Origin of the sequence: Rhizobium sp. BK008 (assembly GCF_014197345.1) — a bacterium.
Taxonomy (GTDB): Bacteria; Pseudomonadota; Alphaproteobacteria; order Rhizobiales; family Rhizobiaceae; genus Rhizobium; species Rhizobium anhuiense.
Genome location: NZ_JACIFK010000001.1, coordinates 1,596,219 through 1,620,338 on the forward strand (window position 1 = coordinate 1,596,219; position 24,120 = coordinate 1,620,338).

23 protein-coding genes are annotated in these 24,120 nt (G+C 62.6%); 11 read left to right on the forward strand and 12 right to left on the reverse strand.

Annotated features, from left to right (window positions below; all coding sequences use genetic code 11):
• The first annotated feature begins 76 nt into the window (after positions 1-76).
• Both FHT69_RS07730 and FHT69_RS07735 read left to right on the forward strand, forming a co-directional pair.
• Positions 77-1,012: an MBL fold metallo-hydrolase gene (locus FHT69_RS07730; protein WP_047615040.1), complete on the forward strand. Its 936-nt coding sequence runs from the start codon at positions 77-79 to the stop codon at positions 1,010-1,012.
• A gap of 223 nt (positions 1,013-1,235) precedes the next feature.
• Positions 1,236-2,198, forward strand: coding sequence for an AEC family transporter (locus FHT69_RS07735; protein ID WP_097594546.1), 963 nt, complete (start codon positions 1,236-1,238; stop codon positions 2,196-2,198).
• Here FHT69_RS07735 and FHT69_RS07740 read toward each other — a convergent pair.
• The 5 genes from FHT69_RS07740 to cysG are packed head-to-tail and all read right to left on the reverse strand — an operon-like array spanning position 2,166 to position 7,371.
• A complete protein-coding gene (locus tag FHT69_RS07740; RefSeq protein ID WP_047615037.1) occupies positions 2,166-3,377 on the reverse strand; it encodes a UbiH/UbiF family hydroxylase in 1,212 nt (403 codons plus the stop codon). The two genes, FHT69_RS07735 and FHT69_RS07740, sit on opposite strands and share 33 nt — an antisense overlap.
• A 38-nt stretch (positions 3,378-3,415) precedes the next feature.
• A complete protein-coding gene (locus tag FHT69_RS07745; protein ID WP_047615398.1) occupies positions 3,416-3,928 on the reverse strand; it encodes a DUF934 domain-containing protein in 513 nt (170 codons plus the stop codon).
• Between the two features lie 10 nt (positions 3,929-3,938).
• The gene (locus tag FHT69_RS07750) at positions 3,939-5,609 is read right to left on the reverse strand and encodes a nitrite/sulfite reductase (protein WP_183905151.1); all 1,671 of its coding nucleotides are present in this window, start codon (positions 5,607-5,609) and stop codon (positions 3,939-3,941) included.
• 8 nt (positions 5,610-5,617) lie between these two features.
• Complete coding sequence (locus tag FHT69_RS07755; protein WP_011651871.1) at positions 5,618-5,932, reverse strand: DUF2849 domain-containing protein; 315 nt, start codon at positions 5,930-5,932, stop codon at positions 5,618-5,620.
• Between the two features lie 2 nt (positions 5,933-5,934).
• The gene (gene cysG, locus FHT69_RS07760) at positions 5,935-7,371 is read right to left on the reverse strand and encodes a siroheme synthase CysG (RefSeq protein WP_097594682.1); all 1,437 of its coding nucleotides are present in this window, start codon (positions 7,369-7,371) and stop codon (positions 5,935-5,937) included.
• A 268-nt stretch (positions 7,372-7,639) separates the two neighbouring features.
• Between cysG and FHT69_RS07765 the strand changes: the two genes are divergently transcribed.
• Positions 7,640-8,227 carry a deaminase gene (locus FHT69_RS07765; protein ID WP_183905152.1) on the forward strand — a complete coding sequence of 196 codons (588 nt, stop codon included), beginning with the start codon at positions 7,640-7,642 and terminating at the stop codon, positions 8,225-8,227.
• A 6-nt stretch (positions 8,228-8,233) separates the two neighbouring features.
• A complete protein-coding gene (gene mazG / locus FHT69_RS07770) occupies positions 8,234-9,073 on the forward strand; it encodes a nucleoside triphosphate pyrophosphohydrolase (RefSeq protein WP_132574621.1) in 840 nt (279 codons plus the stop codon).
• A gap of 212 nt (positions 9,074-9,285) precedes the next feature.
• Here the strand turns inward: mazG and hflX are convergent, their stop codons facing one another.
• The 5 genes from hflX to FHT69_RS07795 all read right to left on the reverse strand — a co-directional run bounded on the left by hflX (position 9,286) and on the right by FHT69_RS07795 (position 15,600).
• The gene (gene hflX, locus FHT69_RS07775; RefSeq protein ID WP_183905153.1) at positions 9,286-10,611 is read right to left on the reverse strand and encodes a GTPase HflX; all 1,326 of its coding nucleotides are present in this window, start codon (positions 10,609-10,611) and stop codon (positions 9,286-9,288) included.
• A 77-nt stretch (positions 10,612-10,688) separates the two neighbouring features.
• On the reverse strand, positions 10,689-10,931 hold the full coding sequence (gene hfq, locus FHT69_RS07780; protein ID WP_003539403.1) for an RNA chaperone Hfq: 243 nt from the start codon (positions 10,929-10,931) through the stop codon (positions 10,689-10,691).
• A 111-nt stretch (positions 10,932-11,042) separates the two neighbouring features.
• Positions 11,043-11,906 (reverse strand): D-amino-acid transaminase, encoded by an 864-nt coding sequence (locus tag FHT69_RS07785; protein WP_047615029.1) that lies wholly within the window; start codon positions 11,904-11,906, stop codon positions 11,043-11,045.
• Positions 11,907-11,975: 69 nt separating this feature from the next.
• Positions 11,976-13,340 carry a sigma-54-dependent transcriptional regulator gene (locus FHT69_RS07790; protein WP_047615027.1) on the reverse strand — a complete coding sequence of 455 codons (1,365 nt, stop codon included), beginning with the start codon at positions 13,338-13,340 and terminating at the stop codon, positions 11,976-11,978.
• Positions 13,330-15,600, reverse strand: coding sequence for a PAS domain-containing sensor histidine kinase (locus FHT69_RS07795; protein ID WP_183905154.1), 2,271 nt, complete (start codon positions 15,598-15,600; stop codon positions 13,330-13,332). The genes FHT69_RS07790 and FHT69_RS07795 overlap by 11 nt, the downstream gene beginning before the upstream one ends.
• 350 nt (positions 15,601-15,950) lie before the next feature.
• Between FHT69_RS07795 and FHT69_RS07800 the strand changes: the two genes are divergently transcribed.
• Positions 15,951-16,769, forward strand: coding sequence for a DUF1206 domain-containing protein (locus tag FHT69_RS07800; protein WP_183905380.1), 819 nt, complete (start codon positions 15,951-15,953; stop codon positions 16,767-16,769).
• An 89-nt stretch (positions 16,770-16,858) separates the two neighbouring features.
• Here the strand turns inward: FHT69_RS07800 and FHT69_RS07805 are convergent, their stop codons facing one another.
• Positions 16,859-18,118 (reverse strand): sensor histidine kinase, encoded by a 1,260-nt coding sequence (locus FHT69_RS07805; protein ID WP_246780699.1) that lies wholly within the window; start codon positions 18,116-18,118, stop codon positions 16,859-16,861.
• A 107-nt stretch (positions 18,119-18,225) separates the two neighbouring features.
• Positions 18,226-18,885, reverse strand: coding sequence for a response regulator transcription factor (locus tag FHT69_RS07810; protein WP_183905155.1), 660 nt, complete (start codon positions 18,883-18,885; stop codon positions 18,226-18,228).
• A 199-nt stretch (positions 18,886-19,084) separates the two neighbouring features.
• Here FHT69_RS07810 and FHT69_RS07815 point away from each other — a divergent pair, with 199 nt between their 5' ends.
• The 6 genes from FHT69_RS07815 to FHT69_RS07840 all read left to right on the forward strand — a co-directional run bounded on the left by FHT69_RS07815 (position 19,085) and on the right by FHT69_RS07840 (position 24,039).
• Positions 19,085-19,405 (forward strand): hypothetical protein, encoded by a 321-nt coding sequence (locus FHT69_RS07815; RefSeq protein ID WP_063475526.1) that lies wholly within the window; start codon positions 19,085-19,087, stop codon positions 19,403-19,405.
• 34 nt (positions 19,406-19,439) lie between these two features.
• Positions 19,440-19,910, forward strand: a complete 471-nt coding sequence (locus tag FHT69_RS07820) for a DUF2271 domain-containing protein (RefSeq protein WP_047615764.1) — start codon at positions 19,440-19,442, stop codon at positions 19,908-19,910.
• Between the two features lie 17 nt (positions 19,911-19,927).
• Positions 19,928-22,126: a PepSY domain-containing protein gene (locus tag FHT69_RS07825; protein ID WP_183905156.1), complete on the forward strand. Its 2,199-nt coding sequence runs from the start codon at positions 19,928-19,930 to the stop codon at positions 22,124-22,126.
• A 1-nt stretch (position 22,127) separates the two neighbouring features.
• Positions 22,128-23,048: an FAD:protein FMN transferase gene (locus tag FHT69_RS07830; protein ID WP_183905157.1), complete on the forward strand. Its 921-nt coding sequence runs from the start codon at positions 22,128-22,130 to the stop codon at positions 23,046-23,048.
• Positions 23,049-23,206: 158 nt separating this feature from the next.
• Entirely contained in the window at positions 23,207-23,590 is a 384-nt protein-coding gene (locus FHT69_RS07835) for a membrane protein (RefSeq protein WP_047615757.1), read from the forward strand.
• Between the two features lie 59 nt (positions 23,591-23,649).
• Positions 23,650-24,039, forward strand: coding sequence for a DUF302 domain-containing protein (locus tag FHT69_RS07840; RefSeq protein ID WP_183905158.1), 390 nt, complete (start codon positions 23,650-23,652; stop codon positions 24,037-24,039).
• The last annotated feature ends 81 nt before the right edge of the window (positions 24,040-24,120 follow it).

The following is a 24,120-nucleotide window of genomic DNA, read 5'->3' on the forward strand; positions in this document are numbered from 1 at the left end:
CCCAATCGATCGCAAACACGCCTCCATGTAGCGTCGTCGATGCCGTGTTTGAGGCGGCGGTCAGAAGGAGACGAACATGAACCTTGAGACAAAGATGAGCCTGGAAAACACCGCACACACCGGCAGACCTCGGCTCGACGAACTGGTTCCGTCGCGCTACGCGGTGCAGGTCGGCGAGATTGAGGTGCTGGTGATCAGCGATGGCGTGCTACCGCTCCCAACCGCGATGCTGGGACACAACATCGATCCCGCCGTCCGAGCGGCCTGGCTGAAAGACATGTTCCTGCCGCCGGACGCTTTGGATTGGGCGCTGAACGTGGTCGTGGTGCGCAGCGGCGACCAGACCATACTCCTCGACGCCGGGTTGGGGCTCGACCCGGACTTGCACCTGCCGCGGGCCGGGCAACTGATCAAGCGACTGGAGGCCGCCGGCATCGATCTTGCGTCGGTGACCGACGTGGTCCTGACCCACATGCACATGGACCACATCGGCGGACTGCTCGTCGACGGGGTGAAGGAGCAGCTGCGTCCGGACCTGCGGATCCACGTGGCGGCCGCCGAGGTCAAGTTCTGGGAGGCGCCCGATTTCTCCCGGGTCTCCATGCCGCCGGGGTTCCCGGACGCGCTTCGGGCGACCGCCAAGCGGTTCGCGAAAGAGTATCGCAGCCATCTCAGGCTGTTCGATGATGAGTACGAGGTGGCGCCGGGCGTGGTCGTCCATCGCACCGGCGGCCACACGCCCGGGCACAGCGTGATCCGCCTGGCGTCCGGCGGCGACCGGCTGATGTTTGCCGGCGACGCCGTGTTCGCGGTCGGGTTTGAACATCCGGACTGGTTCAACGGCTTCGAACACGACCCCGAGGAGGCGGCGCGCGTTCGGGTCCGCCTTCTGCGGGAGCTGGCGGAGACTGGCGAGCAACTGGTGGCCACTCACCTGCCGTTCCCCTCCGTCGGCCGGGTGGCGGTCGACGGCGACGCCTTTCGCTGGGTAGCGGCCTTCTGGGACTACTGACGGCCTGTTGGGTTGGGATCGTTGAGCGTGTACTCGTAGCGATAACGGGTCCACGCTCTATCGATTTAGTTTACGCAATTCCGGGGGCAAAAACGCTACACACTTTTGCTGGAATTGCTCTTGTCTCTGCGCAATTCCAGACGCAAAACCGCTACACACTTTTGCTCGAATTGCTTATGTCAGATCCTGACCCGCCGATCATCCCCGCGCACTGGAAGACCTCTTGGCCGATATCGTCAGCCTGCTATTGCCGTTCTTCGGCCTGATCCTGATCGGCTACATCGCAGCCAAGGCGACCAAACAGCCAGCCGAAGCGTTGGGATGGCTGAACACTTTCATCATCTACGCCGCCCTGCCCGCCCTGTTTTTCAAGCTGGTCTCGCGCACGCCGATCGAGGAGCTGACGCGCGTCGATTTCATCGTCACCGATATCGCGGCGACCTATGCGGTCTTCATCCTGCTGTTCGCCATCGGCCGCATTCTGCGCGGCAATTCGCTCGCCGATTGCACCATCCAGTCCTTTGCCGGCGCTTACGGCAATATCGGCTATATGGGGCCGGGCCTGGCGCTCCTGGCGCTCGGCGAAGGTGCCGCCGTGCCGGTGGCGCTGATCATCTGCTTCGAGAACGCGCTGCATTTCATCGTGGCGCCGGCGCTGATGGCGGCGGCCGGCGACGACAAGCGTTCGGCCAGCCAACTCGCCGCCGACATCGTGCGCAAGGTGGCGCTGCATCCTTTCATCCTGTCGACGGCGGCAGGCTTTGCCGTGGCCGCCCTTGATATCGACCAGCCGCTGGCCTTTCAGCGCCTCGTCGATTACCTCGCCCAGGCGGCCGCGCCCTGCGCGCTCTTTGCCATGGGCGTGACTCTGGCGCTCCGGCCGCTGAAGCGGATCCCGGCAGAGATCTCCTATATCGTGCCGGCGAAGCTGATCCTGCATCCGATCGCGGTTTTCGTCGCACTGACGGCGGTTGGCGGTTTCGAGCCGGTTTGGATCCAGGCGGCCGTGCTGCTTGCCTGCCTGCCGACGGCGACCAATGTCTTCGTCATCGGCCAGCAGTACGGCGTCTGGCAGGAGCGCGCCTCGGCGACGATCCTGATCACGACAGTGCTATCGGTGGTGACTGTTTCGCTCTGGCTGATCGTGATCCGCTCAGGCCTTCTTCCGCTTCAGCTTTTCCCGTAGAGCATCCGGAATATCCCGGAAGCCGCGGCCGGGCTCGATGCCTTCGCGCATGACGATGTTGCGCAGCGGCGGAATGGCCGAGAGAATATGCAGGCCGGCAGCGCGCAGCATCTGGACGGGCAGGAAATCCGAAAGCAGCGAGCGGTTGAGGAGATCGACGCTGGCCGTGCGCGTCATGATGTCGGCGCGGCGCCTGCGGTCGAAGCTGTCGCCGGCATCGGCCGGCACCGGCAGTTCCGCCCTGTCGCAGAGGATATCGGCGAGCGCCATGATATCGCGCAGGCTGAGATTCAGCCCCTGCGCCCCGATCGGCGGGAAGACATGGGCGGCCTCGCCGATCAGCGCGATACGTCCCTTGCCGAAACGATGCGCCATCATGCCGGAGAGCGGCCAGACCTGGACGCCCTCCTCGACATCGATCTTGCCGAGCATGGATTGCATGCGCGCCTCGACAAGAGCCCCAAGTTCGGCAAGCGGCAAATCCGCGCGGCTTGCCGCTTCCGCGGGATCCTGCACCCAGACGAGGCTGGAGCGGCTTCCCGGCAGCGGCACCTGGGTGAAGGGGCCGTGTTTGGTGTGGAATTCGGTCGAGATGTTCTGGTGCGGCAGCGAATGGGCGAAATTCAGCACCATGGCCGATTGCGGATAGGACCAGTTGCGCACGCCGATGCCTGATGTTTCGCGCAGCTTCGAGCCGCGGCCGTCGGCGCCGACAGCAAAATCGGCCGAGAGCGTCTCCCCGCCGGCAAGTGTGATCGAGACCGTATCGCTTGATATTTCGATCGATTCGGCCATGTCGGAGAAGCGAGTGATATTGCCCTCGCCTGATATAGCCGCCTCGAGGATGTCGGTCAGGGCCTTGTTGGGGAAATTGTAGCCGAAGGCATTCAGGCCGACGTCGGCGGCGCGGAAGGTGGTCGTCGGCGCGCGCAGCAGCCGGTCGGTGCCGTCGACGATGCGCATGCTGGTGAGAGGAGCGGTTGCAGGCCGAAGCTTTTCCCAGAGCGTCAACCGGTCGAGGAAGCGGATCGACTGGTCCATCAGCGCCGTGGTGCGCCGGTCTTCCTTCGGAGCGAGAGGAGCGACCAGCGCCACGTTGCGACCGCCGCGCGCCAGCGCGATTGCGGCGATCATGCCGGCAAGACCGCCCCCGATCACCGCCACTTCGAATGTCTTCATGCTACTGTTCCGCCATCGTAAAAGGGCGGACCGTCCGCTTATGCGGCCGGCTTCGCCTGACGGCGCCAACTATAACCCTTGCCGGCGTCGGCGTCACGCACTGCCGGCTGATAATGATGGGGAATGGCGGGAAGACGGTTTTCGGAAAGCCGCTTCAGCGCCGTGGCGTTGGTGACGGCAAAGCTGTCGATGCCGACGCGCAGCATCAGCGGCACCTGATCGATCAGCACGTCGCCGACGGCGCGCAGCTCGTTGGTATAACCCAGGCGCTGGCGCAGCAGCGAGGCATGGCTGAAGGCGCGACCGTCGTTGAACGCCGGAAAGGCGACGGCGACGATTTCGAGGCGATCGAGATAGGGCTCAAGCCTGCGCACATCGTCGGCCGGCTTGATCAGCACGCCGAGGCCGACATCGTTGCTTTCATCGGCCTTGGCGATCAATTCGTCGAGACCGAGCAGCGGCTTCTGCTCCTCGGTCGCCTTCACCTCGTCGGTTTCGATCACCCAGGGATCGTTTTCGACAAAACCGGTTTCTCTCCAGATCTTCGTCATCATCCCCTCCTTATGCCGCTTCGGCGGCCGAGCCGTAGAGCGCGGTCTTGAAAGGCTGTGGTCCGACGCGGCGATAGGCGGCGAGGAAGTTCTCGGAATGATCGAGGCGCAGGCCGAGATAGGTGTCGACGATCGTCTCGATCGCGTCGGTCACCCGGTCCGGCTCGAAGCCGCGGCCGATGATCTCGCCGATCGAGGTATGTTCATCGCCGGAGCCGCCGAGCGTGATCTGGTAGAGTTCGGCGCCCTTCTTCTCGACACCGAGCAGGCCGATATGGCCGACATGGTGATGGCCGCAGGCATTGATGCAGCCGGAAATCTTGATCTTCAGCTCACCGATCTCCGCCTGACGCTCGGCATTGCCGAAGCGGCGGGAGATTTCCTGCGCGAGCGGAATGGAGCGCGCATTGGCGAGCGCGCAGTAGTCGAGCCCGGGACAGGCTATGATGTCGGTGATGAGACCGGCATTGGCTTCCGCCAAGTTGATGGCGACGAGGCCGCGATAGAAGGCTTCGAGATCGGCCAGCGCCACATGCGGCAGGATCAGGTTCTGCTCATGGCTGACGCGGATTTCGTCGAAACCATATTCCTCGGCGAGATCGGCGATCGCATCCATCTGCGCATCGGAGGCGTCGCCCGGAATGCCGCCGATCGGCTTCAGCGAGATCGTCACCATGCCGTAATCGGGGTTCTTGTGCGGCTGCACGTTCTGCTGCACCCAGCGGGCGAAGCCGGCATCGGCCTTCTTCCAGCGAGCAAGGTTTTCCCAGCCTTCGGCGCGTTCGGGCAGAGCCGGCGGCGCGAAATAGGCAGCGATTGCCTGGACATCCTTTTCCGGCAGCTTGAGCTCGCTATCCTTCAGCGCGGCGAATTCGGCTTCCACCTGGCGCGTCAGTTCCTCGGTGCCGGTTTCGTGCACCAGGATCTTGATACGGGCCTTGTACTTGTTGTCGCGGCGGCCGTGCAGATTGTACACGCGCACGATAGCCGTGGTGTAGGAGAGCAGGTCTTCCTCGGGCAGGAAGTCGCGGATCAGCTTGGCGATCATCGGCGTACGGCCCTGGCCGCCGCCGACATAGACGGCAAAGCCGATCTCGCCCTTGTCGTTCCTCTTCACGTGCAGGCCGATATCATGGACCTGGATCGCGGCGCGGTCGCGCTCGGCGCCGGTGACGGCGATCTTGAACTTGCGCGGCAGGAAGGAGAATTCCGGGTGGACCGACGACCACTGGCGCAGGATCTCGGCGTAGGGGCGCGGATCGGCGATCTCATCGGCGGCGGCACCGGCGAAATGATCGGCCGTGACGTTTCTGATGCAATTGCCCGAGGTCTGCAGCGCATGCATCTCGACGCTGGCAAGATCGGCGAGCGCATCGGGAATGTCGGACAGCTTCGGCCAGTTGAACTGCAGGTTCTGGCGCGTGGTGAAGTGGCCATAACCGCGGTCATAGGTGCGGGCGATATGGGCGAGCATGCGCAGCTGGCGCGCGCTCAGCGTGCCATAGGGAATGGCGATGCGCAGCATATAGGCGTGGAGCTGCAGGTAGACGCCGTTCATCAGACGCAGCGGCTTGAACGCGTCCTCGGCGAGCTCGCCGGAAAGGCGGCGCTGGACCTGATCGCGAAACTGCTCGACGCGCTCGCTGACAAAGGCATGGTCAAATTCGTCGTAACGGTACATCGTCTTCCTCAGACTGCAATGAATTCGGGATCGGCCGGAGCGTAGCCCGGGGCATATTCCATGGTCGGCCCTTGAGCACGGATGCGCTCGCGAAGGCGAAGCGGCCATAAAATGCCGTTGGTTTCCTGAACGTCGACGACGGCGACGTCAACGACCTCGTTGTCGGCATAGGATTTCTTGCCGATCGCCTCCAGCGCCGCAACGGCTTCGGCGTGACGGGCAACGAGCGCCTCCTGCAGCGAGGTGGACCACTTCCCGTTCGCATCCAGCCAGACGGCAATGCCGTCCGTCAGCCGGTTGGCGGTCAGAACCTTGTCACCCATATTCAGCTCCTTGCAAGTTCCTCGAGCCGGGCGTTTGCGCGCACCAGGGGCTCGGACAGTTCGAAATTGGCGCCGGCGACCGCATCGCCGATAATGACCATGACAGGTCCTGTCAATTCGTCGCGGTGCTGCAGATCGGGCAGATCAGCGAGCGTGCCATGCAGCAGGCGGCGATCGGCGCGGCTGGCATTTTCGATGACGGCAACGGTGGTCTCAGCGGGAATGCCCGCCTGCATCAGCCGCTCAGCAACGGAGGCTGCAACCGTGCGGCCCATATAGACGGCAATCGTCGCGCCTGACACGGCAAGGCTTGCCCAATCGGGCAGCACGTCGCCGGTCAAATCATGGCCGGTCGTGAAGACCAGCGAGGAGGCGACGCCGCGCAGCGTCAGCGGCAGCTCGAAATCGGCAGCGGCGGCGAAAGCCGAGGTGATGCCGGGCACGACCTCATAGGTGATGCCGGCAGCGCGCAGCGCGGCCATCTCTTCCCCTGCCCGGCCATAGACCAGGGGATCGCCGGATTTCAGGCGGACGACGCGCTTGCCCTGGCTGCCGAGATCGACCAGCAAGTCGTTGATTTCTTCTTGCGATTTCGAGTGGCAGCCCTTGCGTTTGCCGACGGAAAGCCGCTCGGCATCGCGGCGCCCCATATCGACGATCGCCTGCGGCACGAGGGCGTCATAAACGATGACATCGGCTTCCATCATCACGCGCTGGGCACGCAGCGTCAGCAGATCCTCGGCACCCGGACCGGCGCCGACCAGCCAGACGTGGCCTGCGACCTTGTCCACCGCGCCCAACAGCCCATCGGCCGCGTGATGCGCCTGCGGCAGGTTGCCATTGGCGACAGCATCGGCAACGGGGCCGGAAAAGAAGCGGCGCCAGAAGACGCGGCGGGAGACGCCGCGGGGCACCCGCTGTTCAACGGCCTTGCGATAGCTGGTCGCCAGTGCTGCGAGGCGGCCGAGCGAGGGTGACAGAAGCTGATCGATCTGCGCACGAATCATCTGCGCCAGAACCGGCCCTGCCCCTTCGGTGCCAATCGCGACGGCAACGGGGGCGCGATTGACCAGCGCCGGCGTGAAGAAATCGCAGTAATCGGGCTGATCGACGGCATTGGCCGGAATTCTGGCGGCACGCGCAGCATCGACGATATCGCGGTCGTCAGTGTCAGTGCCGGTTGCGGCGAAGACGAGTGCCGAACCCTCGACCTGTTCGGCGGAGAACGCAGCGCGCACGGTTTCGATACGGTTGGCGATCAGGAAGGCGTGGTAATCGGCTTCCGGCCGCTCGGCATAGGCGACAATCCGCGCCCGTGTGTTGAGCAGCAGCCGCACCTTGGCGAAAGCTTCGTCGCCATTGCCGAAGACAGCCGTCTTCTGGCCTTCCACGCGAAAGAAGGCGGGAAATACCGAAAGCTGTTCAGTCTTGGGAGGCATCATCAATCCACTTCGAAGTTGGCGGAATATGCCCTTGATCGACAAGGGATTGAAGGAACAGAAATTCGAAAGCCCAAGCAAGCAGGTATTCTTTTGCTCGTGCCGTCAATGATTTGAGAAAAGTCACCCGTGCTGCCAAAAAGCCGCATATCTCAAGCCCGCTTGCTGCAGTGCAGTATAAAGCCTGTGACAAAAGACGTCCACCGGTGCTTGACGCATTTCACTCGCGCCGCCAAGGCGATAGACTGAGGAAAACTGGAGTGCCCTCATGCCTGATAAGACCATTGCCTCCCGCCTGCTTTCGGTCATGGAAGACAATATCCTGCCGCTGACGGAGCGTGGCGTTTCGCTTGGCAATAAGGTGTTCGGTGCGGCGATCCTGCGGAAGTCCGATCTTTCGCTCGTCGTCGCCGAGACCAACAACGAGCTGGAGAACCCGCTCTGGCATGGCGAGGTGCACACGCTGAAGCGCTTCTACGAACTTGGCGACAAGCCACCGACCAAGGATTTGATCTTCCTGTCGACACACGAACCTTGCACCATGTGCATGTCGGCGATCACCTGGGCGGGCTTCGACAATTTCTACTATTTCTTCAGCCATGAGGATTCCCGCGATGCCTTCGCGATTCCGCACGACCTGAAGATCCTGAAGGAGGTCTTCGGGCTTGAACCCGGCGGCTACCGCAGGCAAAACGCCTTCTGGAACAGCTTTGCCATCGCCGATCTCGTCGAGACCGAAGAGGCTCAACTGAGAAACGCGCTGAAGACGCAGACCGCCCGCATCAAGGCGCGCTATGACGCGCTGTCCAGCTCCTACCAGTCGTCGAAGAGCGCCAACGACATTCCGCTCAACTGAGGCAACATGGAACCTTCCAAAGATATTTCGCGGCTGATCGAGATCATGGCGGCGCTGCGCCATCCCGAAACCGGCTGCCCCTGGGACATCGAGCAGAACTTCGAGACCATCAAGCCCTATACGATCGAAGAGGCCTATGAGGTCTCCGATGCGATCGAGCGCGGTGATATGGACGATCTCTGCGACGAGTTGGGCGACCTGCTGCTTCAGGTGGTCTTCCACGCGCGGATGGCCGAGGAGGCCGGCGAATTTTCCTTCGGCGACGTCGTCAACGCCATCACCGCAAAGATGATCCGCCGCCACCCGCACGTCTTTGCCCGCTCTGCAGCGGATACGCCTGATGCAGTGAAGAAGCAGTGGGACGAGATCAAGCAGGCGGAGAAACGCGAGCGCGCCGAGCGCCGGTCACGGCGCGGTATCACCGAGGACTTCAAGAGCGGCTTCCTCGGTTCGGTGCAGCGCAGCTTCCCGGCTTTGACGGAAGCGCTGAAGCTGCAGGAACGCGCCGCCAAGGTCGGTTTCGACTGGTCGGCACCCGAACCGATCCTCGACAAGATCGAGGAGGAGATCGGCGAATTGCGCGTGGCGCTTCGGGAAGGCGACCAGGCCAAGGTCAGCGACGAACTCGGCGACCTGATCTTCGCCGTCGTCAATATCGGCCGGCACGTGAAGGCGGATCCGGAACAGGCTGTGCGCGGAACCAATACAAAATTCCGTCGTCGCTTCAGTCATATAGAGCATGTTCTTGAAGCAGAAGGCGAAACACTGGAAGACGCGACGCTGGAGCGGATGGAGGAAATCTGGCAGGCGGCGAAGGCGATCGAACGGGCTGTTTTGATTGGGTAGGTTGGATCGAGTTTGGCGAGAGGCCAGCCCCTTCACCGTCATCCTCGGCATTGAGCCGAGGATCCATGGCGGGCTGCTGATGGACGCGGGTGGATGCTCGGCTCAAGGCCGAGCATGACGGAGGGTGCGGCTGGCCCTGTCGCCGACCAGCGGAGGCGGAACATGCCACATCTTCCTTCTCCGCAGGGGGCCGAAGGAAGTCTTGATTTCGCTCACCGCTCCCAATCTTCCTTATCAGGCTTCGGTCCGTTGCCGATGCGGCGCTCGAGTTCGGTCGCTTCGGTTTCGGAGAGGCGCAGGTCGAGGGTGATCGAGCCGTCCTCATTGTCCTCACGACCGTCGACGATGGCATGATCGTAGAGCCAGGGCAGCAGCGCCAGCTTGTCGACCGGAAGGCGGATCTTTGCCTCGGTCATCACGCCCGACAGTCTGCGGCTGATTTCTTCCATCAGCGTATCGACGCCCTCGCCGCTGACGGCCGAAACCGCGACGACGTTGTTGGCGCCGGCGGCTTTCTGTACCATGGTATCGTGGACCTCGGGCTCCAGCCGGTCGATCTTGTTCCAGACCTCGATCAGCCGCTTGGCCGATTCGGCTTCGTCGATGCCGAGGTCGTTCAGGATGCGCATCACATCGGAGCTCTGCGCCTGATTGTCGGCATCGGACATGTCGCGGACATGCAGGATGAGATCGGCTTCCAGCACCTCTTCCAGCGTCGCCCGGAATGCGGCGACGAGGTGGGTCGGCAGGTCGGAGATGAAGCCGACGGTGTCGGACAGGATGACGGTGCGGCCGTGCGGCAGCTTCATGCGGCGCAGCGTCGGGTCGAGCGTGGCAAAGAGCATGTCTTCGGCCAGCACGCCGGCGCCGGTGATGCGGTTGAACAGCGTCGACTTGCCGGCATTGGTATAACCGACGAGCGCTACGATCGGGTGCGGCACCTTGCGGCGCTTGGCGCGATGGAGCTGGCGGGTGCGCACGACCTGTTCCAGCTCGCGTTCGAGCTTGATGATGCGATCCTGCAGCAGCCGCCTATCGGCTTCGATCTGGGTTTCGCCCGGGCCGCCCATGAAGCCGCCACCGCCGCGCTGGCGTTCAAGGTGGGTCCAGCTTCGGACCAGACGGCCTTTTTGATAGTTCAGATGGGCGAGGTCGACCTGCAGCGTGCCTTCCTTGGTGGAGGCGCGGCGGCCGAAGATTTCGAGGATGAGGCCCGTCCGGTCGATGACCTTGGCGTTCCATTCCTTTTCGAGATTGCGCTGCTGAACCGGCGTCAGCGGATGATCGACGATGACGAGACCGGAATCGCGCTCATCGAGCAACGCCTTGATCTCCTCGATCTTGCCGGTGCCGAGCAATGTGGCCGGTCTCGGGTCGTTGACCGGGACGATCGAGCCGTTGACGACATCGAGGTCGATCGCCTGGGCAAGGCCCGTCGCCTCTTCGAGCCGGCTTTCCGGCGTGCGGGTCGAGGCCGATTCGGACTGGCCGCCGCGACTGCGCGATTTCAGAACCGGCACGACGACAGTCGCGCGCATGTCGTCCCTGTGCTTGGCGGCTTCAGGGATGATCGAATCGTTCTTGGTATCGCGTGTCGAAATGACGGCTGATCCTGTTAGGACGCTGCTTCTTCGCTCTCGAACATCTGCATGGGCTGGCCCGGCATGATCGTCGAGATCGCATGCTTATACACGAGCTGCGAATGGCCGTCACGGCGAAGAAGAACACAGAAATTGTCAAAAGACGTAACAACGCCCGTGAGTTTCACGCCGTTGATCAAAAAGATTGTCAGGGAAATCTTTTGCTTGCGAACAGTATTGAGAAATAAGTCCTGCAGATTCTGAGAACGTTCCGCCATCGCGCCGCTTCTTTCTTTATTGCCGACCTGATCTGGTCGGTAGAATATCAATCAACCTCACCATGCAAGACCGGCAGCACCCTCATTCCACCCGTCCAGCAAATCTTGGTATCAAATCGCAATCTTTTCCGCAACGTCGAAAAAGGCTTCGCGGACTTTCTGCGAAACACTGCCCGGATGACCATTGGCGATAGGCTGGCCATCGACGGAAACGACCGGAAAACAAATGCTTGTGGCTGCAGTCAGGAAGACCTCGCGGGCTGCGAGCATCTCGGAAACGGAGAAATTCCGCTCCGTGATTTTCAACCCGAGCTTGGCTGCGACATCCATCAATGTGGTGCGGGTAATGCCGCGCAGAATTCCGTGTTCGGCAGGCCGCGTCACCAGCGTCCCGTCCCGGTCGACGATCCAGACATTGGTCGCCGCCCCTTCCTTCACCATGCCGTCGCCATCGACATAGATCGCCTCCTGGGCCCCTGCCTCCTTGGCTTGCTGACGGGCCATGGCATTCGGCAACAGGCCGACGGATTTGATGTCGACGCGGTCCCAGCGATTGTCGGCAAGGGTGATCGCCTTGATGCCGTTGGCGTTCTTGGCAGCAATGATTTTGGGATCTGTGCTCTTGGCAGTGATGACAAGCGACGGCGGCGTGCCCTCGGCCGGGAAGACATGATCGCGGCGGGCGACACCGCGCGTCACCTGCATGTAGAAAAGCCCGTTGCGGACATGGTTGCGGCGCAGCGTCTGACGAATGACCTGGGTCAGCGCCGCCCGGCCCATCGGCCAGGCGATGCGCAATTCGCCGAGCGACCGGTCGAGACGGTTCAGATGGCGCGTCAGGTCGACGATGTAGCCGTGTCGGACCTCGCAGACCTCGTAGACGCCGTCGGCGAACTGATAACCGCGGTCCTCGATATGGACGCTGGCATCGGAATGCTTGACGTAGCGGCCATTCACATAGGCAATTCTCGGCATGGGAAACCTGGTCTTCTAAGAATCAGGATGGGAAGGATGCGGCGCGGCATCCGCCGCGCCTTCGCATGATCAGACGCCGAGCGACTTCAGCTTGCGATGCAGCGCCGAACGCTCCATGCCGACGAATTCCGCGGTGCGCGAGATATTGCCGCCGAAACGGTTGATCTGGGCGATCAGATAATCCTTCTCGAACATCTCGCGGGCTTCGCGCAACGGCAGCGTCATGATGTGATAGTCGTTCTTGGCGGAAACCTTCGGCAGCATGTCGCCGAGATCGGTCGGCAGCATGTCGGCGGTGATCGGCGCATCCGGCCCGTCGGTGCGGGCAAGGATCATCAGCCGCTCGATATTGTTGCGCAGCTGACGGATGTTGCCCGGCCAATCATGCGCCTGCAGCACCGCCATGGCGTCGTCGCCGATGCGGCGCGGACGAATGCCGGCCTGCTCTGAGATCTGGCGCATCAGCTGGTCGACAAGGAAGGGAATGTCCTCGCGCCGCTCGGCAAGCGCCGGCACCCGCACCGGCACGACGGCGAGGCGATGATAGAGATCCTCGCGGAACCAGCCTTCGGCGATGCGGCTTTCGAGGTTGTAGGCGGTCGAAGAGATGATGCGGACATCGACCTTGACGCGCTTGGAGCCGCCGACGCGCTCGAACTGCTGATCGACCAGCACGCGCAGGATCTTGTTCTGCGTCTCGCGCGGCATTTCGCCGACTTCGTCGAGATAGAGGATGCCGCGATGGGCTTCCTCGAGCGCGCCGATCTTGCGCGCCTGGCCAGGCGTGCCCTCGGTGCCGAACAGCGCCACCTCCATGCGTTCGGGCGTGATGTTGGCGGCGTTCAGCGCAACGAAGGGGCCGTTAGCGCGGGTCGACTTCTTGTGGATCATCCGCGCCACCAACTCCTTGCCGGAGCCCGAGGCGCCGAGGATCATGATGCGGCTGTTGGTCGGCGACACCTTCTCGATCGTCTGGCGAAGCTGCGAAACGGCGACCGAGGTGCCGATCAGCTCCAGCGCATCGCCGGTGCGGCGCTTCAGCTCGGAGACCTCGCGCTTCAGCTTGGAATTCTCCAGCGCGCGTTCGGCGATCAGGATCAGCCGGTCGGCCTTGAAGGGCTTCTCGATGAAATCGAAGGCGCCGCGCTTGATCGCCGAGACGGCGGTCTCGATGTTGCCATGGCCCGAGATCATCACGACCGGCAGTTCCGGATGGCGGGTCTTAATCTCGTCGAGCAGCGACAGGCCGTCGAGCTTGCTGCCCTGCATCCAGATATCAAGGAAGATCAGCCGCGGCACGCGATCTGATATCGCCGCCAGCGCACTGTCGCTGTCGTGGGCGGTGCGCGTCTCGTGCCCCTCGTCCGAGAGAATGCCGGAAACGATCTCGCGAATATCGTGCTCGTCATCGACGACGAGAATATCAGAGGCCATAAACGCTTTCCTTGTCATTGGCTGCGGGAGCAGCAGGCGACGGATCCAGGCGTGGCAGATGCACGCGGATCATGGCCCCTCTTCCCCGGTCAAAATCGGCGGGCGCATCATGCAGCTCGAGCTGCCCGCCATGTTCCTCGATGATCTTCTTGACGATGGCGAGGCCGAGGCCAGTGCCCTTCTCGCGCATCGTCATATAGGGCTCCAGAATGCTGTGACGGTTCTCCACCGGCAGGCCGCGGCCATTGTCGATCACGTCGACGGTGAAGCGGTCGCGGCTGGTATCGAGTGCGGCGCGGACGAGAATCTTGCGTTCGTCCCGTTCGTCGCTCGGCACGGCCTCGATTGCTTCGACGGCATTCTTGATGAGATTGCCGAAAGCCTGGCCGAGCATGCGGCTGTCGAACAGGCCCTCCAGCGGCTGGTCGCCGAAATCCTGCGCGAAGGTGACGTGATGATTGCCCATCTCGCGCAGGAAGATCGCGTCGCGCAAGATATCGCGCAGGTCGCCCGGCTCCTTGGTCGGCTTCGGCATGCGGGCGAAGGCGGAGAATTCATCGACCATACGGCCGATATCGCCGACCTGGCGGATGATCGTATCGGTGCACTGGTCGAAGACGGTCCGGTCGCCCTGGTCGATCTGCTTGCCGTAGCGGCGCTGGATGCGCTCGGCGGACAGCTGGATCGGCGTCAGCGGGTTCTTGATCTCATGGGCGATGCGCCTTGCGACGTCGCCCCAGGCAGTCGAGCGCTGGGCGATGACGAGATCGGTGATGTCGTCGAGCGTGATCACGTAGGATTCGCTCATGTCGCGCACTTCTTCGCGGGTGACCTGCACGCTCAGCGTCCGCACGGTGCCGCCGCGCACCAGCGCGATCTGCTTGCGGAAATCGCCGCGATGACGCGCCGCAGCCTCACTCAGCACGTGATCGACCTCGGGCGCGATGTCGGCCAGCTGCTTTCCGAGCATCTCGTCGGCCGACAGCGACATTAGCGTCTCGGCCGAACTGTTGACGATGGCGATGCGGCGGTCCTGCTCGACGCCGATGACGGCGGCGGTGACGCCCGACAGCACCGCTTCGATGAAGCGGCGGCGGTCGTCGACCTCGTCCTTGGCTTCGAGGATCTCATCGCGCTGGGTGCGGATTTCCGAGATCATCTTGTTGAAGGTGCGCGAGAGATTGGCGACATCGCCATCGACCGCGTGCACCGGCACGACGATATCCATATTGCCCGATGCAACGCTGTCGGCCGCCGTGATCAAGAGGCGGATCGGCCGGACGATGCGGTCGGCGACGGCAATCGCGGTCCAGATCGCCGCCAGGAGCACGATCAGCGCGAATCCGATATAAAGCACGGCAAAGGCGACCTGCAGCGAGAAGCGGTTGGCCTCCATCGAGCGGTATTCGGTGGCGTTCTCCTCCATCATGCGCATGGCGCCCATGACCTTGGGATCGACGGCGCGCACGGTATAGAGAAAGGTGCCCTGGATGGCATCGAGCTTGATGATGGCGCCGACGAGATTGGTGACGCCGGGCGGAATCAGCGTCGGCTGGCCGGCAGCGGCCTTTTCCAGCGCATCCTGCGGAATGGCCGGCAGCGGCTTTTCGGTGGCGATGTCGGCCTGGACGTTCACGGAACCGTCGCGCTCGACGAGGAAGGCGCCGAGCAGGCCGCGTCCCCTGGCCTGGCGCGTCATCAATTCGGCGAAACCCGTCCTGTCGAGGCTGTAGAGCGCGCGGTTGCGCTCCAGGTCGTTGGCCATGGAAACCGTCTGCCCCTGCAGGTAGCTGGCGTTCTCCATCATGTAGGCCTGGCCGATATTGCGCGACGAGCTGACGATCGACTGGGTGCGCAGCGCGAACCAGCGGTCCAGGCCGGCATTCAGCGTGATACTGGCGAAGATGGCGACGAGGATCGCCGGCGTGATCGCGACGATCGAAAAAAGCACGACGATGCGGATATGCAGGCGCGCGGCAGCCCGGCCGCGGGTACGCGCCTTGAGCAACCGTGCCACCTCGCGGCCGATCAGGGCGAGCAGCGTCAGGACGAAGAAGGAATTGACGATCACCGAGGTGATGACGACATGCGAAGTCGGCGCGATCGGCGTGAAGCCGAGCAGCACGAAAAGTGTCGCCGTCGCGCAGAGCAGCGCGCCGCCGGCAAGCACCAGGCCGGGCACGGCGAAAAGGGCGCGGCGATCGGTCACCGTCGTCACCGTCTCGCTCGCCGCCGCCGGCGATACCCCATCCTGCGTCATTCGGCCTCTCTTCAGGCGGCACCTGCCGCCCTCGCCATCGATCGAAACCAAGCAACGCCGGCTCAGAAAGCCAGCGCGCAACGACTCGATCGGGAGCGAAATACCTAAACCCTTGCGTGACCTTTAAGCAACGCATTGTGGCGAAAATGCAACGCACCCCGTCACATTGTCAAGCCGCGCCACCTCGTTCTGCGACGGTATCCACGTCCAGTCTGACGCCCGGCCGCGAGCGCCCGGTCCATTCCAGTGATGTGCCGTTGTCTGCAATCCAGCAAAGCTTTGCCAGCCCCAGCAAACTTTCGGGAGATTGGCGCGTTAACATCGCGCATTTCGACAGACAGGGACCGCAGATGATCAAAGGATCTCGATTTGATATGCTTGCCAAAGGCGGCTACGCGGCGCGCGGCATCGTCTTTCTGCTTGTAGCGGGGCTTGCCCTCTTCTCCGGCGTGGCAGGCGGCCGGCCCGAGACGAAATCGGCGCTTTCGACGCTCCTTGGTCAGCCGCTCGGCCGCGTCTGGGTCGGAGTGATCGGCCTCGGCCTTCTTGGTTTTGTTGCCTGGAGGCTTGCCCAATCGCTGGCGGATACAGACGGCCACGGGAGGGACGCAAAAGCATTGGCGATTCGGGCCGCCCTCCTCGGCAGTGCCATCACTTACCTCGGAGTTGCCGGCTATGCCCTTGGAAATGCTCTTTTCCCGGGGGGCGCCAGCGACGGTTCGGGTGAGAAGGGCCTGGCGGGATGGATGATGTCGCAGCCGTTCGGTTCCTACCTTGCGATCGCCGTCGGCGTAGGTTTTGTCATCGGCGGCGTCGTGACAGCTTTGAAGGGCATCACCAGGAAGTTCGAGCGCTACCTTCGGGTTCCTGACAACAAGGGTATCGTGACGTTCGTATGCATTTACGGCCTGGTCGCCCGCGGCGTAGTCTTCGCGGTTACCGGAATACTTTTCGCCTATGCAGGTTTCCGGGTGGATCCCAGACAGGCCGGCAGCATGGGCGATGCTCTGGAATGGCTCCACCAGCTTCCGCTCGGGTCATTTCTGTACATCGCCGTCGCCGTTGGCTTGGCGGCTTTCGGAATCTACAATCTTGTAGAGGCACGGTACCGCATCGTCCGGAGTCCATCGATAGCCGAGGCGAAGCGTTCGATCTCGGTGGCGGGTTAACGTCGCTTTGCCAGCGGCAAGGTGCCGATATACCGAGGTTGAGCCGGCAGAAACTGCGTCCGCAATGGCGAGGGCGGGACATACCGGCGTCACGGGTGAGCCACAGGCAGGTTTATTTCAACCTGAACACCTTCGCTCCGCGCGACTCGCGGAGACACCATCTTCACATCGGCTCCGATGCGATCGGCGATGGCCGTGACAATGGCAAGCCCTACACCGCTTCCCCCGATTTTGACATTCCCCCGCTCAAAGCGCTGCATCAGTCTGTTTATGGCATCGGGGGACAGCGTCGGGCCGTCATTGGCAACGATCAGCAGGCCGCCCCGCTGAAGTGAAACCTCGACCTTTCCATCTTGCGCTCCGTGTTTCAGCGCGTTCTCAACCAGATTGCGGCAGAGAATGCCGACTGCGTCCGGATCCAGCATCGAAAGCACCGGCACCATCGGCGCTGTCAACGAGACTCGTCCCTCTCCGGCCCGGGCAAAATCCTGAAGGACCATCTGCAGGACGGTTCTGAGATCGGAAGGCTCGTCACTTTGCAGACGTCCACCCTCGGCACGAGCAAGCTGCATCAGTTTTTCCGATATGCGCATCAACCGCTTCAGCGTAGTCTCGATCTCCGTCGCCCGCTGGCTCGTCAGCTTTTCCTTGGTTTCAGAGCGAATGCGTTGCGCCTGCGCGATTGCGCCGGCCACCGGCGTACGAAGCTCGTGCGCGGCATTCGCAGCAAATGCGCGCTCGGCGTGGAATGCTGCTGTCAGGCGGTCGAGAAGCTGGTTGACACCTGCCGAAATCGGAAGAAGCTCGGTTGGCAGGCCACTGTCGGTGACGGGCGACAAATCCTGCGCGCCGCGATTGGCCAGTTCCTGCCTGAGTGCGCGCACCGGGCGCAAGGAGCGGCGCACCGCGAGATAGATTGCGAGCAGGCTGAGAGGGATCACGACGATCAGCGGCAGGACGAGACCCAGCAGCATCTTGCGTGACAATTCCGTGCGATGGTCGAGCGGTTCGGCAACGGCAATTGTCAGGTTGCCGTCGAAGCTCGCATCGTAATAGAGCTGGTGCGTTTCGGTTCGAAGAAAGCCTCGCTTCGTGAACGGCGGGAAGCTTGAGGCATCAGCACCCTTCGAACCGAGCAGCACCTGCCCGTTTTGATCACGCACGATGAAGCTTACGTCTTCGCCGTAGCGTGCCTCTCGGCCGAGGCGTGCATCACCGTCGTCGTCCTCAACATTGTCGTCGTGGTCAGTCGCATCGCGGTTTTGATGGCCTTCGCGCAGGTCGTGCCGGGCAATCGGCAAAATGCGCTGCGCTGTGGCCTTCAGCCCATCGTCGAACACCTCTTCCATCTGCCCGCCTAGGCGGTGCGCCGTCACGGCTGCCGCCGCAAGCCACAGCAGCGTCACCGAAAGGCCGAGGGCGAGCGCCAGGCGCGTCTGCAGCGAAGCGCCGATTCTCATGGCCGCCCCAGACGATAGCCGAGCCCGCGCTCGGTCTCGATCACATGCGTGCCGAGCTTCTTGCGCAACCGGCTGACGTGGACCTCGATGGCGTTGCTGTCGATTTCCCTATCGAAGGAATAGAGCCGCTCTTCGAGTTGCGCCTTCGAAAGAAGCTGGGCGGGACGTTGCAGGAAGGCCTCAAACAAGACCCATTCTCGCGCCGTCAGAACCACAGCCTTGCCATTCAGCGTGATGCTTCTGGCGGCGAGGTCGATGGCAAGCGGGCCGAGCGTGATGTTGGGATTGGGATTGCCGGCATAACGGCGCGCCACCGACCCGATCCGCGCCGAAAGCTCCGCGAGATCGAAGGGCTTCACCATGTAATCGTCGGCGCCGGCGTTCAATCCGGCAATACGGTCGGAGACCTGATCGAGCGCGGTCAGGATCATGACAGGTGTCACGTCACCCCGCCCGCGCAACGCCTTCAGGAAGGGAATGCCAAGCCCATCGGGCAGCATCAGATCGAGCAGCACCAGATCGTAGGCAGCGGCAACGATCGCATCGTTTGCCTGGTCGAGCCGGTTAACCCAATCGACGGAATGTCCGTCGGCGGCGATCTGGTCGTGAATAGCCGCGCCCAGCGCCGTATCGTCCTCGATTAGCAGAACCCGCATCGCTTTTTCCGTTTCTCTCATCTCCTAGTCCACCGGCCAGCTTACGGGAAGCTGAAGCAATGTCGCGCCGCTTGTCAGGTACCGGTCAGTTTAGGACGCGATTGAGACGCTCGAAACGAGAGGAAGGTCGTCCCGCTCGATGAACGCTGCGCGGATCGCTGCCCCTCTCCCGAGCAAGATGCCCAACCGGAGATCACATATGATGTACCGCAAAATTCTTCTGGCCGCATACGCCAGCATCGGCTTCTTCGCCGCCTTTGGCAGTCAAGCCATGCCCTTCCCCCCACTGACGACGAGCGCCGGCACGGTATTGGCCGGTTACCAAGAAAGCGACGACGATGATCACCAGAAAGAACTGCAGCGCCGGCATGACGACGACGGCCGTTATGCCGCCGATGACTGCGAAGACGAGGATGTCGAGGCCTGCGGTCGGGGCAGCGCGGCGCAGCAATTGAACGCCACTCCGCCAAACAACGGCCTATTCACACCTGGTTCCAGGCCGCAAGCCCAGACGAACTGAAGCGCCAGTCCTGCCAAGGAGAATATCGATGAGAATGAAATCCTTTCTTGCCATGCTTGCAGTCACCACGGCCCTTACCGTTCCCGGCCTTGCCATGGCGCGTGAAGTGACCCTCACCACCAGCATGCGCAACTATGGCGGGGATGGCGCCTATCTCGCCTATTACGTGACCGATGCGCAGAACAAATATGTCGGCAGCCTCTGGATGGCAGGGGGCAAGACCAGGTATTACGAGCATCTCAGCGGCTGGTACCGCGCCACCGGCGGCGATACCACCCAGATCAACGGTATCACCGGCGCCAGCGTTGGTGCAGGCCGCTCACTCAAGGTCACGGTCGATCTTGCCGATACACTGTTCGATGCCGGCTATCAGCTTCATATCGATTCCGCCGTGGAAGACATGCGCGACAGCCCGAACGAGATCGTGGTGCCGCTGACATCGGCAGGCTCGGGCCAAAAGGTGAAGGGTACGCGCTACATCGCCGCCTTCACCTATGCGCGTTGAGCAGGAGGACACCGGTTATGAACCGCTCGCTCCACCGCTGGTTCGGGCTGATCGCCGCGGCGCTTCTCACCGTCCTCGCGCTGAGCGGCGCCCTACTCTCTATCTTCCCTGCCGCAGAGGCGCTCACCATGCCTGCCGCGCAACGCGTCAGCGTCGCGGAACTCGCCGCGCGAGTCCGGGCGGCAGAGCCTACGGTGGAACAGATCAGACGGGCGCCGTCCGGGCAGATCACCGCCTATTACTACGAAGGCGACCAACCCGCCTCCGCCGTCACCGACTCTGCCACCGGCATGCCGGTCGGTAGTGGCGAAACCTCGGCGCTGGAGCGCTGGTTGATCAATCTCCATCGATCGCTTTTCCTTGACGATACCGGAAGGCTCATAGCGGCTGGCGGTGCGGCCACTATGCTTGCCCTTGCAATTTCCGGACTGTTCCTGACGGCAAGGCGCGCCGGCGGCTGGCGCTTCGTTCTGAAATCCGTTCGCGGCACAGGTGATGGACGATTACATGCCGTGGTCTCGCGCCTTGCCCTGCCTGGCCTCTTCCTCTCCGCGCTCACTGCGCTCTGGATGACGGCTGCTGTTTTCGGGGTATTGCCGGAAGGCGCCGGTGCACCGGCCTTCCCTGCCGACGTCAGCGGCAATACCGGCGTGGCGCTCACCTCTGTCCCTCTGTTTCGAGAGACGCCGGTCGATGATCTGCTCTCGTTGAATTTCCCCGCTACGGGCGACGCGACCGATGTTTTCACACTCAAGACTGCAAGGGGAGAAGCTTATATCGACCAAGGCAGCGGTGCGCTGCTGGCCTGGTCGGACGCCGGTTGGGTCGACACGGTCACGCGCCTCATCACGATGCTGCACACGGGGCACGGGCTGGCTTGGCTCGGGCTCATCCTCGGGTTCTCCGCGCTTGCGGTACCCGTCCTCGGCTGGACAGGCCTATGGGTCTGGCTCAGGGGACGCCGCGACCCGAAGCTCGCCTCGGCTGCCGCTAGCGAGGCCGATACAATCCTGCTTGTCGGCAGCGAGAGCGGCACGACCTGGGGTTTCGCCAATACGCTGCAGACCGCTCTTTCCGCACAGGGCGTTCGCGTCTACGTCGGCCCGATGTCCAAATTCGAGCCGGGCCGCTGGTTGAAGGCGCGGCGTGTGATTCTGTTTGCCGCCACCTATGGCGATGGTACAGCACCCGCCTCCGCCAAAGGCTTCATCGAGCGCTTCGGGGGAGCGCATGCAAGCGCCGGCCTGCCGCTCGCGGTACTCGGTTTCGGGGATCGCAGCTTCCCGGCCTTCTGCGGGTTCGCCGCCGAGGTTGCGAGAATTGCCAAGGACAAGGGCTGGGCCTCCCTTATACCTTTCGACACGGTAGATCGCCAATCGCCACAGGATTTCGCCCGCTGGGGACGGCGCCTGGCCGAGACGCTTGGTCTCGATTTCGAACTGAACCACCAACCGACTGTTCCGAAGACCTGGAGATTGCCGCTCATATCCCGCCGCGACTATGGCGCAAGCATACAGGCCACCACCGCCATCCTCTGCTTTGCCCTGCCGAAGACTTCGCTCTGGCAGCGTCTGGCGGGCAAGGCATTCCCGCGGTTCGAGGCGGGAGATCTGGTCGGCATCGTGCCGCAGGGCTCGGATCTGCCGCGCTTCTACTCGCTTGCTTCCGGTCTCAAGGATGGCTTTCTCGAAATCTGCGTCCGCGAGCAAGTGGGAGGGCTTTGCTCGAGCCAACTCATCGCATTGAAACCCGGTGATACCATTGCGGCCTTCGTGAGGCCAAACCCCTCGTTCCGCCCGGCCCGGGGAGGCAAACCCGTCATTCTCATCGGCGCCGGCGCCGGAATCGGTCCTCTTGCCGGCTTCGCCCGCCGAAACCGGGCGGGCCGCGCCATGCACCTCTATTTCGGAACTCGCCATCCAACCAGCGACGCGTTTTACGCCGAGGAGCTTTCCCACTGGAAAAAGGATGGCCGGCTGACCTCGGTATCGACCGCCTTTTCGCGAACTGCGAGCCCGGCCTACGTGCAGGATATTCTGCGCAAGGACGCCGAGCGCATCGGCAAACTGATCGCCGCAGGCGGTCAGGTTCTCATCTGCGGCAGTCGGGATATGGCGGCGGCGGTCGCCGCCGTGCTCGCCGACATATTGGCGGCGCAGGGCTTCAACCTCACACGCCTGAAAGCCGACGGCCGCTATGCCGAGGACGTCTACTAAGATGAAGCGCTACACGATCAACGGTCCGACCATGGGTGCGCGCTGGTCCGCCGTCTTTCACATGCCATCGGATTTCGATGTCTCTTCCGCCCGCAGGGCGATGATCGACGCCGTGACGGAAGTCGACAAACAAATGTCCAACTGGAGGCCTGAAAGCGACCTGAACCGCTTGAACGCCGCCCGGCCCGGTGGATGGGTTGCCCTCCCCGACGGGCTGCTCACCGTGCTGGGAACTGGTCTTGCCATCGGCCACATTTCAGGCGGCGCCTTCGATATCGGCATGGGTGATGCCACCGCCGCATGGGGTTTCGGTCCGGCGGAGGCAAGCGAGGACCGGATCAGGACCGCCCGCCTTGCGAAACGCAGCCCGGCTCATGATGTTCTGGAGCTGGACAGGGCCGCCGGCCGCGCCCGCAAGCACTCCGAGATGTGCTTCGATCTCAATGGCATCGCCAAGGGCTATGGCGTCGATCAGCTGTCGAAGGCTGCGCGTCAGCACGGTATCGAAGCCGGCCTCTTCGCCATCGACGGCGAAGTGCGAGCGCTCGGCACTCAGCCCAACGGTCGCGGCTGGAGCGTCGCCGTCGAGACGCCAAACCCGGAAGTGCGCGCCGCGCATTCCATGCTCGAGCTACAGGATTGCGCTGTGGCAACGTCCGGCGACTATCGACACTGGATCGACGTCGCCGGCTATCGTCTGTCGCACACTATGGACCCGCAGCTCGGCATGCCGCTTAGAGATCCGCCTGCCTCAACGACCGTGCTCGCCTGCGATTGCATGAGCGCCGACGCCTGGGCGACGGCAATGATGGTTCTCGGCGAAGCGTGCGGTCTTGCCCTCGCCGAAAAGCTTGGTCTCTCCGTTCTCTTCCTCAAGCATGACCAGCCGACAGGAATCGGATGCGGCCTGTTTGCGCGGTGATCACCTTCCGAACGGCCAGATCAAAGGTCATCTGCCACGCAGCTTTAGACCAACCATCCAAGTGGTTTGATCCAGCGCAATGTGTGAAGCCGGGATGCATCCTACTCTCAATCGCCTCTCCAGTTCGTGGAGGATAGTGCTCAAAGAGGAGACGAAGTATGTCCATGGTCAGACTGCCAACGATCACTCTGCTGGCCTTGCTCGGTGCGGTCGGCGCTTTCGGCACCGCGTCCGCCCAGACGAAAAGTCCAGACCCGGCCTCGTCGGAGGATAAGCCTGGGGCCGACGAAACGGAAATGATGCCAGGCATGATGGGCCGCAACATGATGCCACCGGGCATGTACGAAAGAATGCGCATGATGGGACCAATGCGCGGTCATATGATGAAGATCATGTTCGCCATCACAGATAGCGACGGGGACGGCGCGGTTTCTTTCGAAGAGTTGACCGCAATCCACAAGCGCGTCTTCGACGCGGTCGACGCGAACAATGACGGTAAGGTTACGCCTGAGGAAATGCAGGCCTTTATGCAGGACATGTGATCGGAGACTCGGCATTTGCCGGCCGTTGCAGGGAAGCGACCGCCGAAAGGAGACTTCTCATGACCTATACGCTCGATAGAACCCTCTGGGCGATCAGTTTCGACGATGCGGTCGGCAGAACGAGATCCGCTCTCATCAAGCACGGTTTCGGGGTTCTGACGGAGATCGATGTCAAGGCGACCATGAAGAAAAGGATCAATGCCGACATCGACGATTACCTCATCCTCGGAGCCTGCAATCCTCGCATGGCGTTCGAGGCGCTGAAACTGGAACCGAAGGTGGGGGCGATGCTGCCGTGCAATGTCATCCTGCGCGCCGTCGACGGCGGCAATGTCATGGTCAGCGCCATCGATCCGGTCGCGTCGATGCAGGCAATCGACAACGAAATGCTGACCTCTCTGGCAGGCAAGGTCCGCTCGATGCTTGCGGATGTTGTGACGGACGTTTGAAACCCACCCAACGGAGAGCCGGCTACAGAATCCGTTTCGTATGTGGATCGGAGAATACGGTGACGGCCGCGGCAGAGAAAT

Excerpts from the sequence above, each read along its gene's own strand:
- FHT69_RS07745 (WP_047615398.1), bottom strand. The coding sequence starts at position 3,928 with ATGACGAAGATCTGGAGAGAAACCGGTTTTGTCGAAAACGATCCCTGG.
- mazG (WP_132574621.1), top strand. The coding sequence starts at position 8,234 with ATGGAACCTTCCAAAGATATTTCGCGGCTGATCGAGATCATGGCGGCG.
- FHT69_RS07820 (WP_047615764.1), top strand. The coding sequence starts at position 19,440 with ATGAAATCCTTTCTTGCCATGCTTGCAGTCACCACGGCCCTTACCGTT.
- FHT69_RS07785 (WP_047615029.1), bottom strand. The coding sequence starts at position 11,906 with ATGCCGAGAATTGCCTATGTGAATGGCCGCTACGTCAAGCATTCCGAT.
- hfq (WP_003539403.1), bottom strand. The coding sequence starts at position 10,931 with ATGGCGGAACGTTCTCAGAATCTGCAGGACTTATTTCTCAATACTGTT.
- hflX (WP_183905153.1), bottom strand. The coding sequence starts at position 10,611 with ATGCGCGCGACTGTCGTCGTGCCGGTTCTGAAATCGCGCAGTCGCGGC.
- FHT69_RS07795 (WP_183905154.1), bottom strand. The coding sequence starts at position 15,600 with ATGACGCAGGATGGGGTATCGCCGGCGGCGGCGAGCGAGACGGTGACG.
- FHT69_RS07830 (WP_183905157.1), top strand. The coding sequence starts at position 22,128 with ATGAAGCGCTACACGATCAACGGTCCGACCATGGGTGCGCGCTGGTCC.
- cysG (WP_097594682.1), bottom strand. The coding sequence starts at position 7,371 with ATGCCTCCCAAGACTGAACAGCTTTCGGTATTTCCCGCCTTCTTTCGC.
- FHT69_RS07755 (WP_011651871.1), bottom strand. The coding sequence starts at position 5,932 with ATGGGTGACAAGGTTCTGACCGCCAACCGGCTGACGGACGGCATTGCC.
- FHT69_RS07790 (WP_047615027.1), bottom strand. The coding sequence starts at position 13,340 with ATGGCCTCTGATATTCTCGTCGTCGATGACGAGCACGATATTCGCGAG.
- FHT69_RS07750 (WP_183905151.1), bottom strand. The coding sequence starts at position 5,609 with ATGTACCGTTACGACGAATTTGACCATGCCTTTGTCAGCGAGCGCGTC.
- FHT69_RS07810 (WP_183905155.1), bottom strand. The coding sequence starts at position 18,885 with ATGCGGGTTCTGCTAATCGAGGACGATACGGCGCTGGGCGCGGCTATT.
- FHT69_RS07765 (WP_183905152.1), top strand. The coding sequence starts at position 7,640 with ATGCCTGATAAGACCATTGCCTCCCGCCTGCTTTCGGTCATGGAAGAC.
- FHT69_RS07840 (WP_183905158.1), top strand. The coding sequence starts at position 23,650 with ATGACCTATACGCTCGATAGAACCCTCTGGGCGATCAGTTTCGACGAT.
- FHT69_RS07740 (WP_047615037.1), bottom strand. The coding sequence starts at position 3,377 with ATGAAGACATTCGAAGTGGCGGTGATCGGGGGCGGTCTTGCCGGCATG.
- FHT69_RS07835 (WP_047615757.1), top strand. The coding sequence starts at position 23,207 with ATGTCCATGGTCAGACTGCCAACGATCACTCTGCTGGCCTTGCTCGGT.
- FHT69_RS07730 (WP_047615040.1), top strand. The coding sequence starts at position 77 with ATGAACCTTGAGACAAAGATGAGCCTGGAAAACACCGCACACACCGGC.
- FHT69_RS07800 (WP_183905380.1), top strand. The coding sequence starts at position 15,951 with ATGATCAAAGGATCTCGATTTGATATGCTTGCCAAAGGCGGCTACGCG.
- FHT69_RS07825 (WP_183905156.1), top strand. The coding sequence starts at position 19,928 with ATGAACCGCTCGCTCCACCGCTGGTTCGGGCTGATCGCCGCGGCGCTT.
- FHT69_RS07815 (WP_063475526.1), top strand. The coding sequence starts at position 19,085 with ATGATGTACCGCAAAATTCTTCTGGCCGCATACGCCAGCATCGGCTTC.
- FHT69_RS07805 (WP_246780699.1), bottom strand. The coding sequence starts at position 18,118 with ATGGAAGAGGTGTTCGACGATGGGCTGAAGGCCACAGCGCAGCGCATT.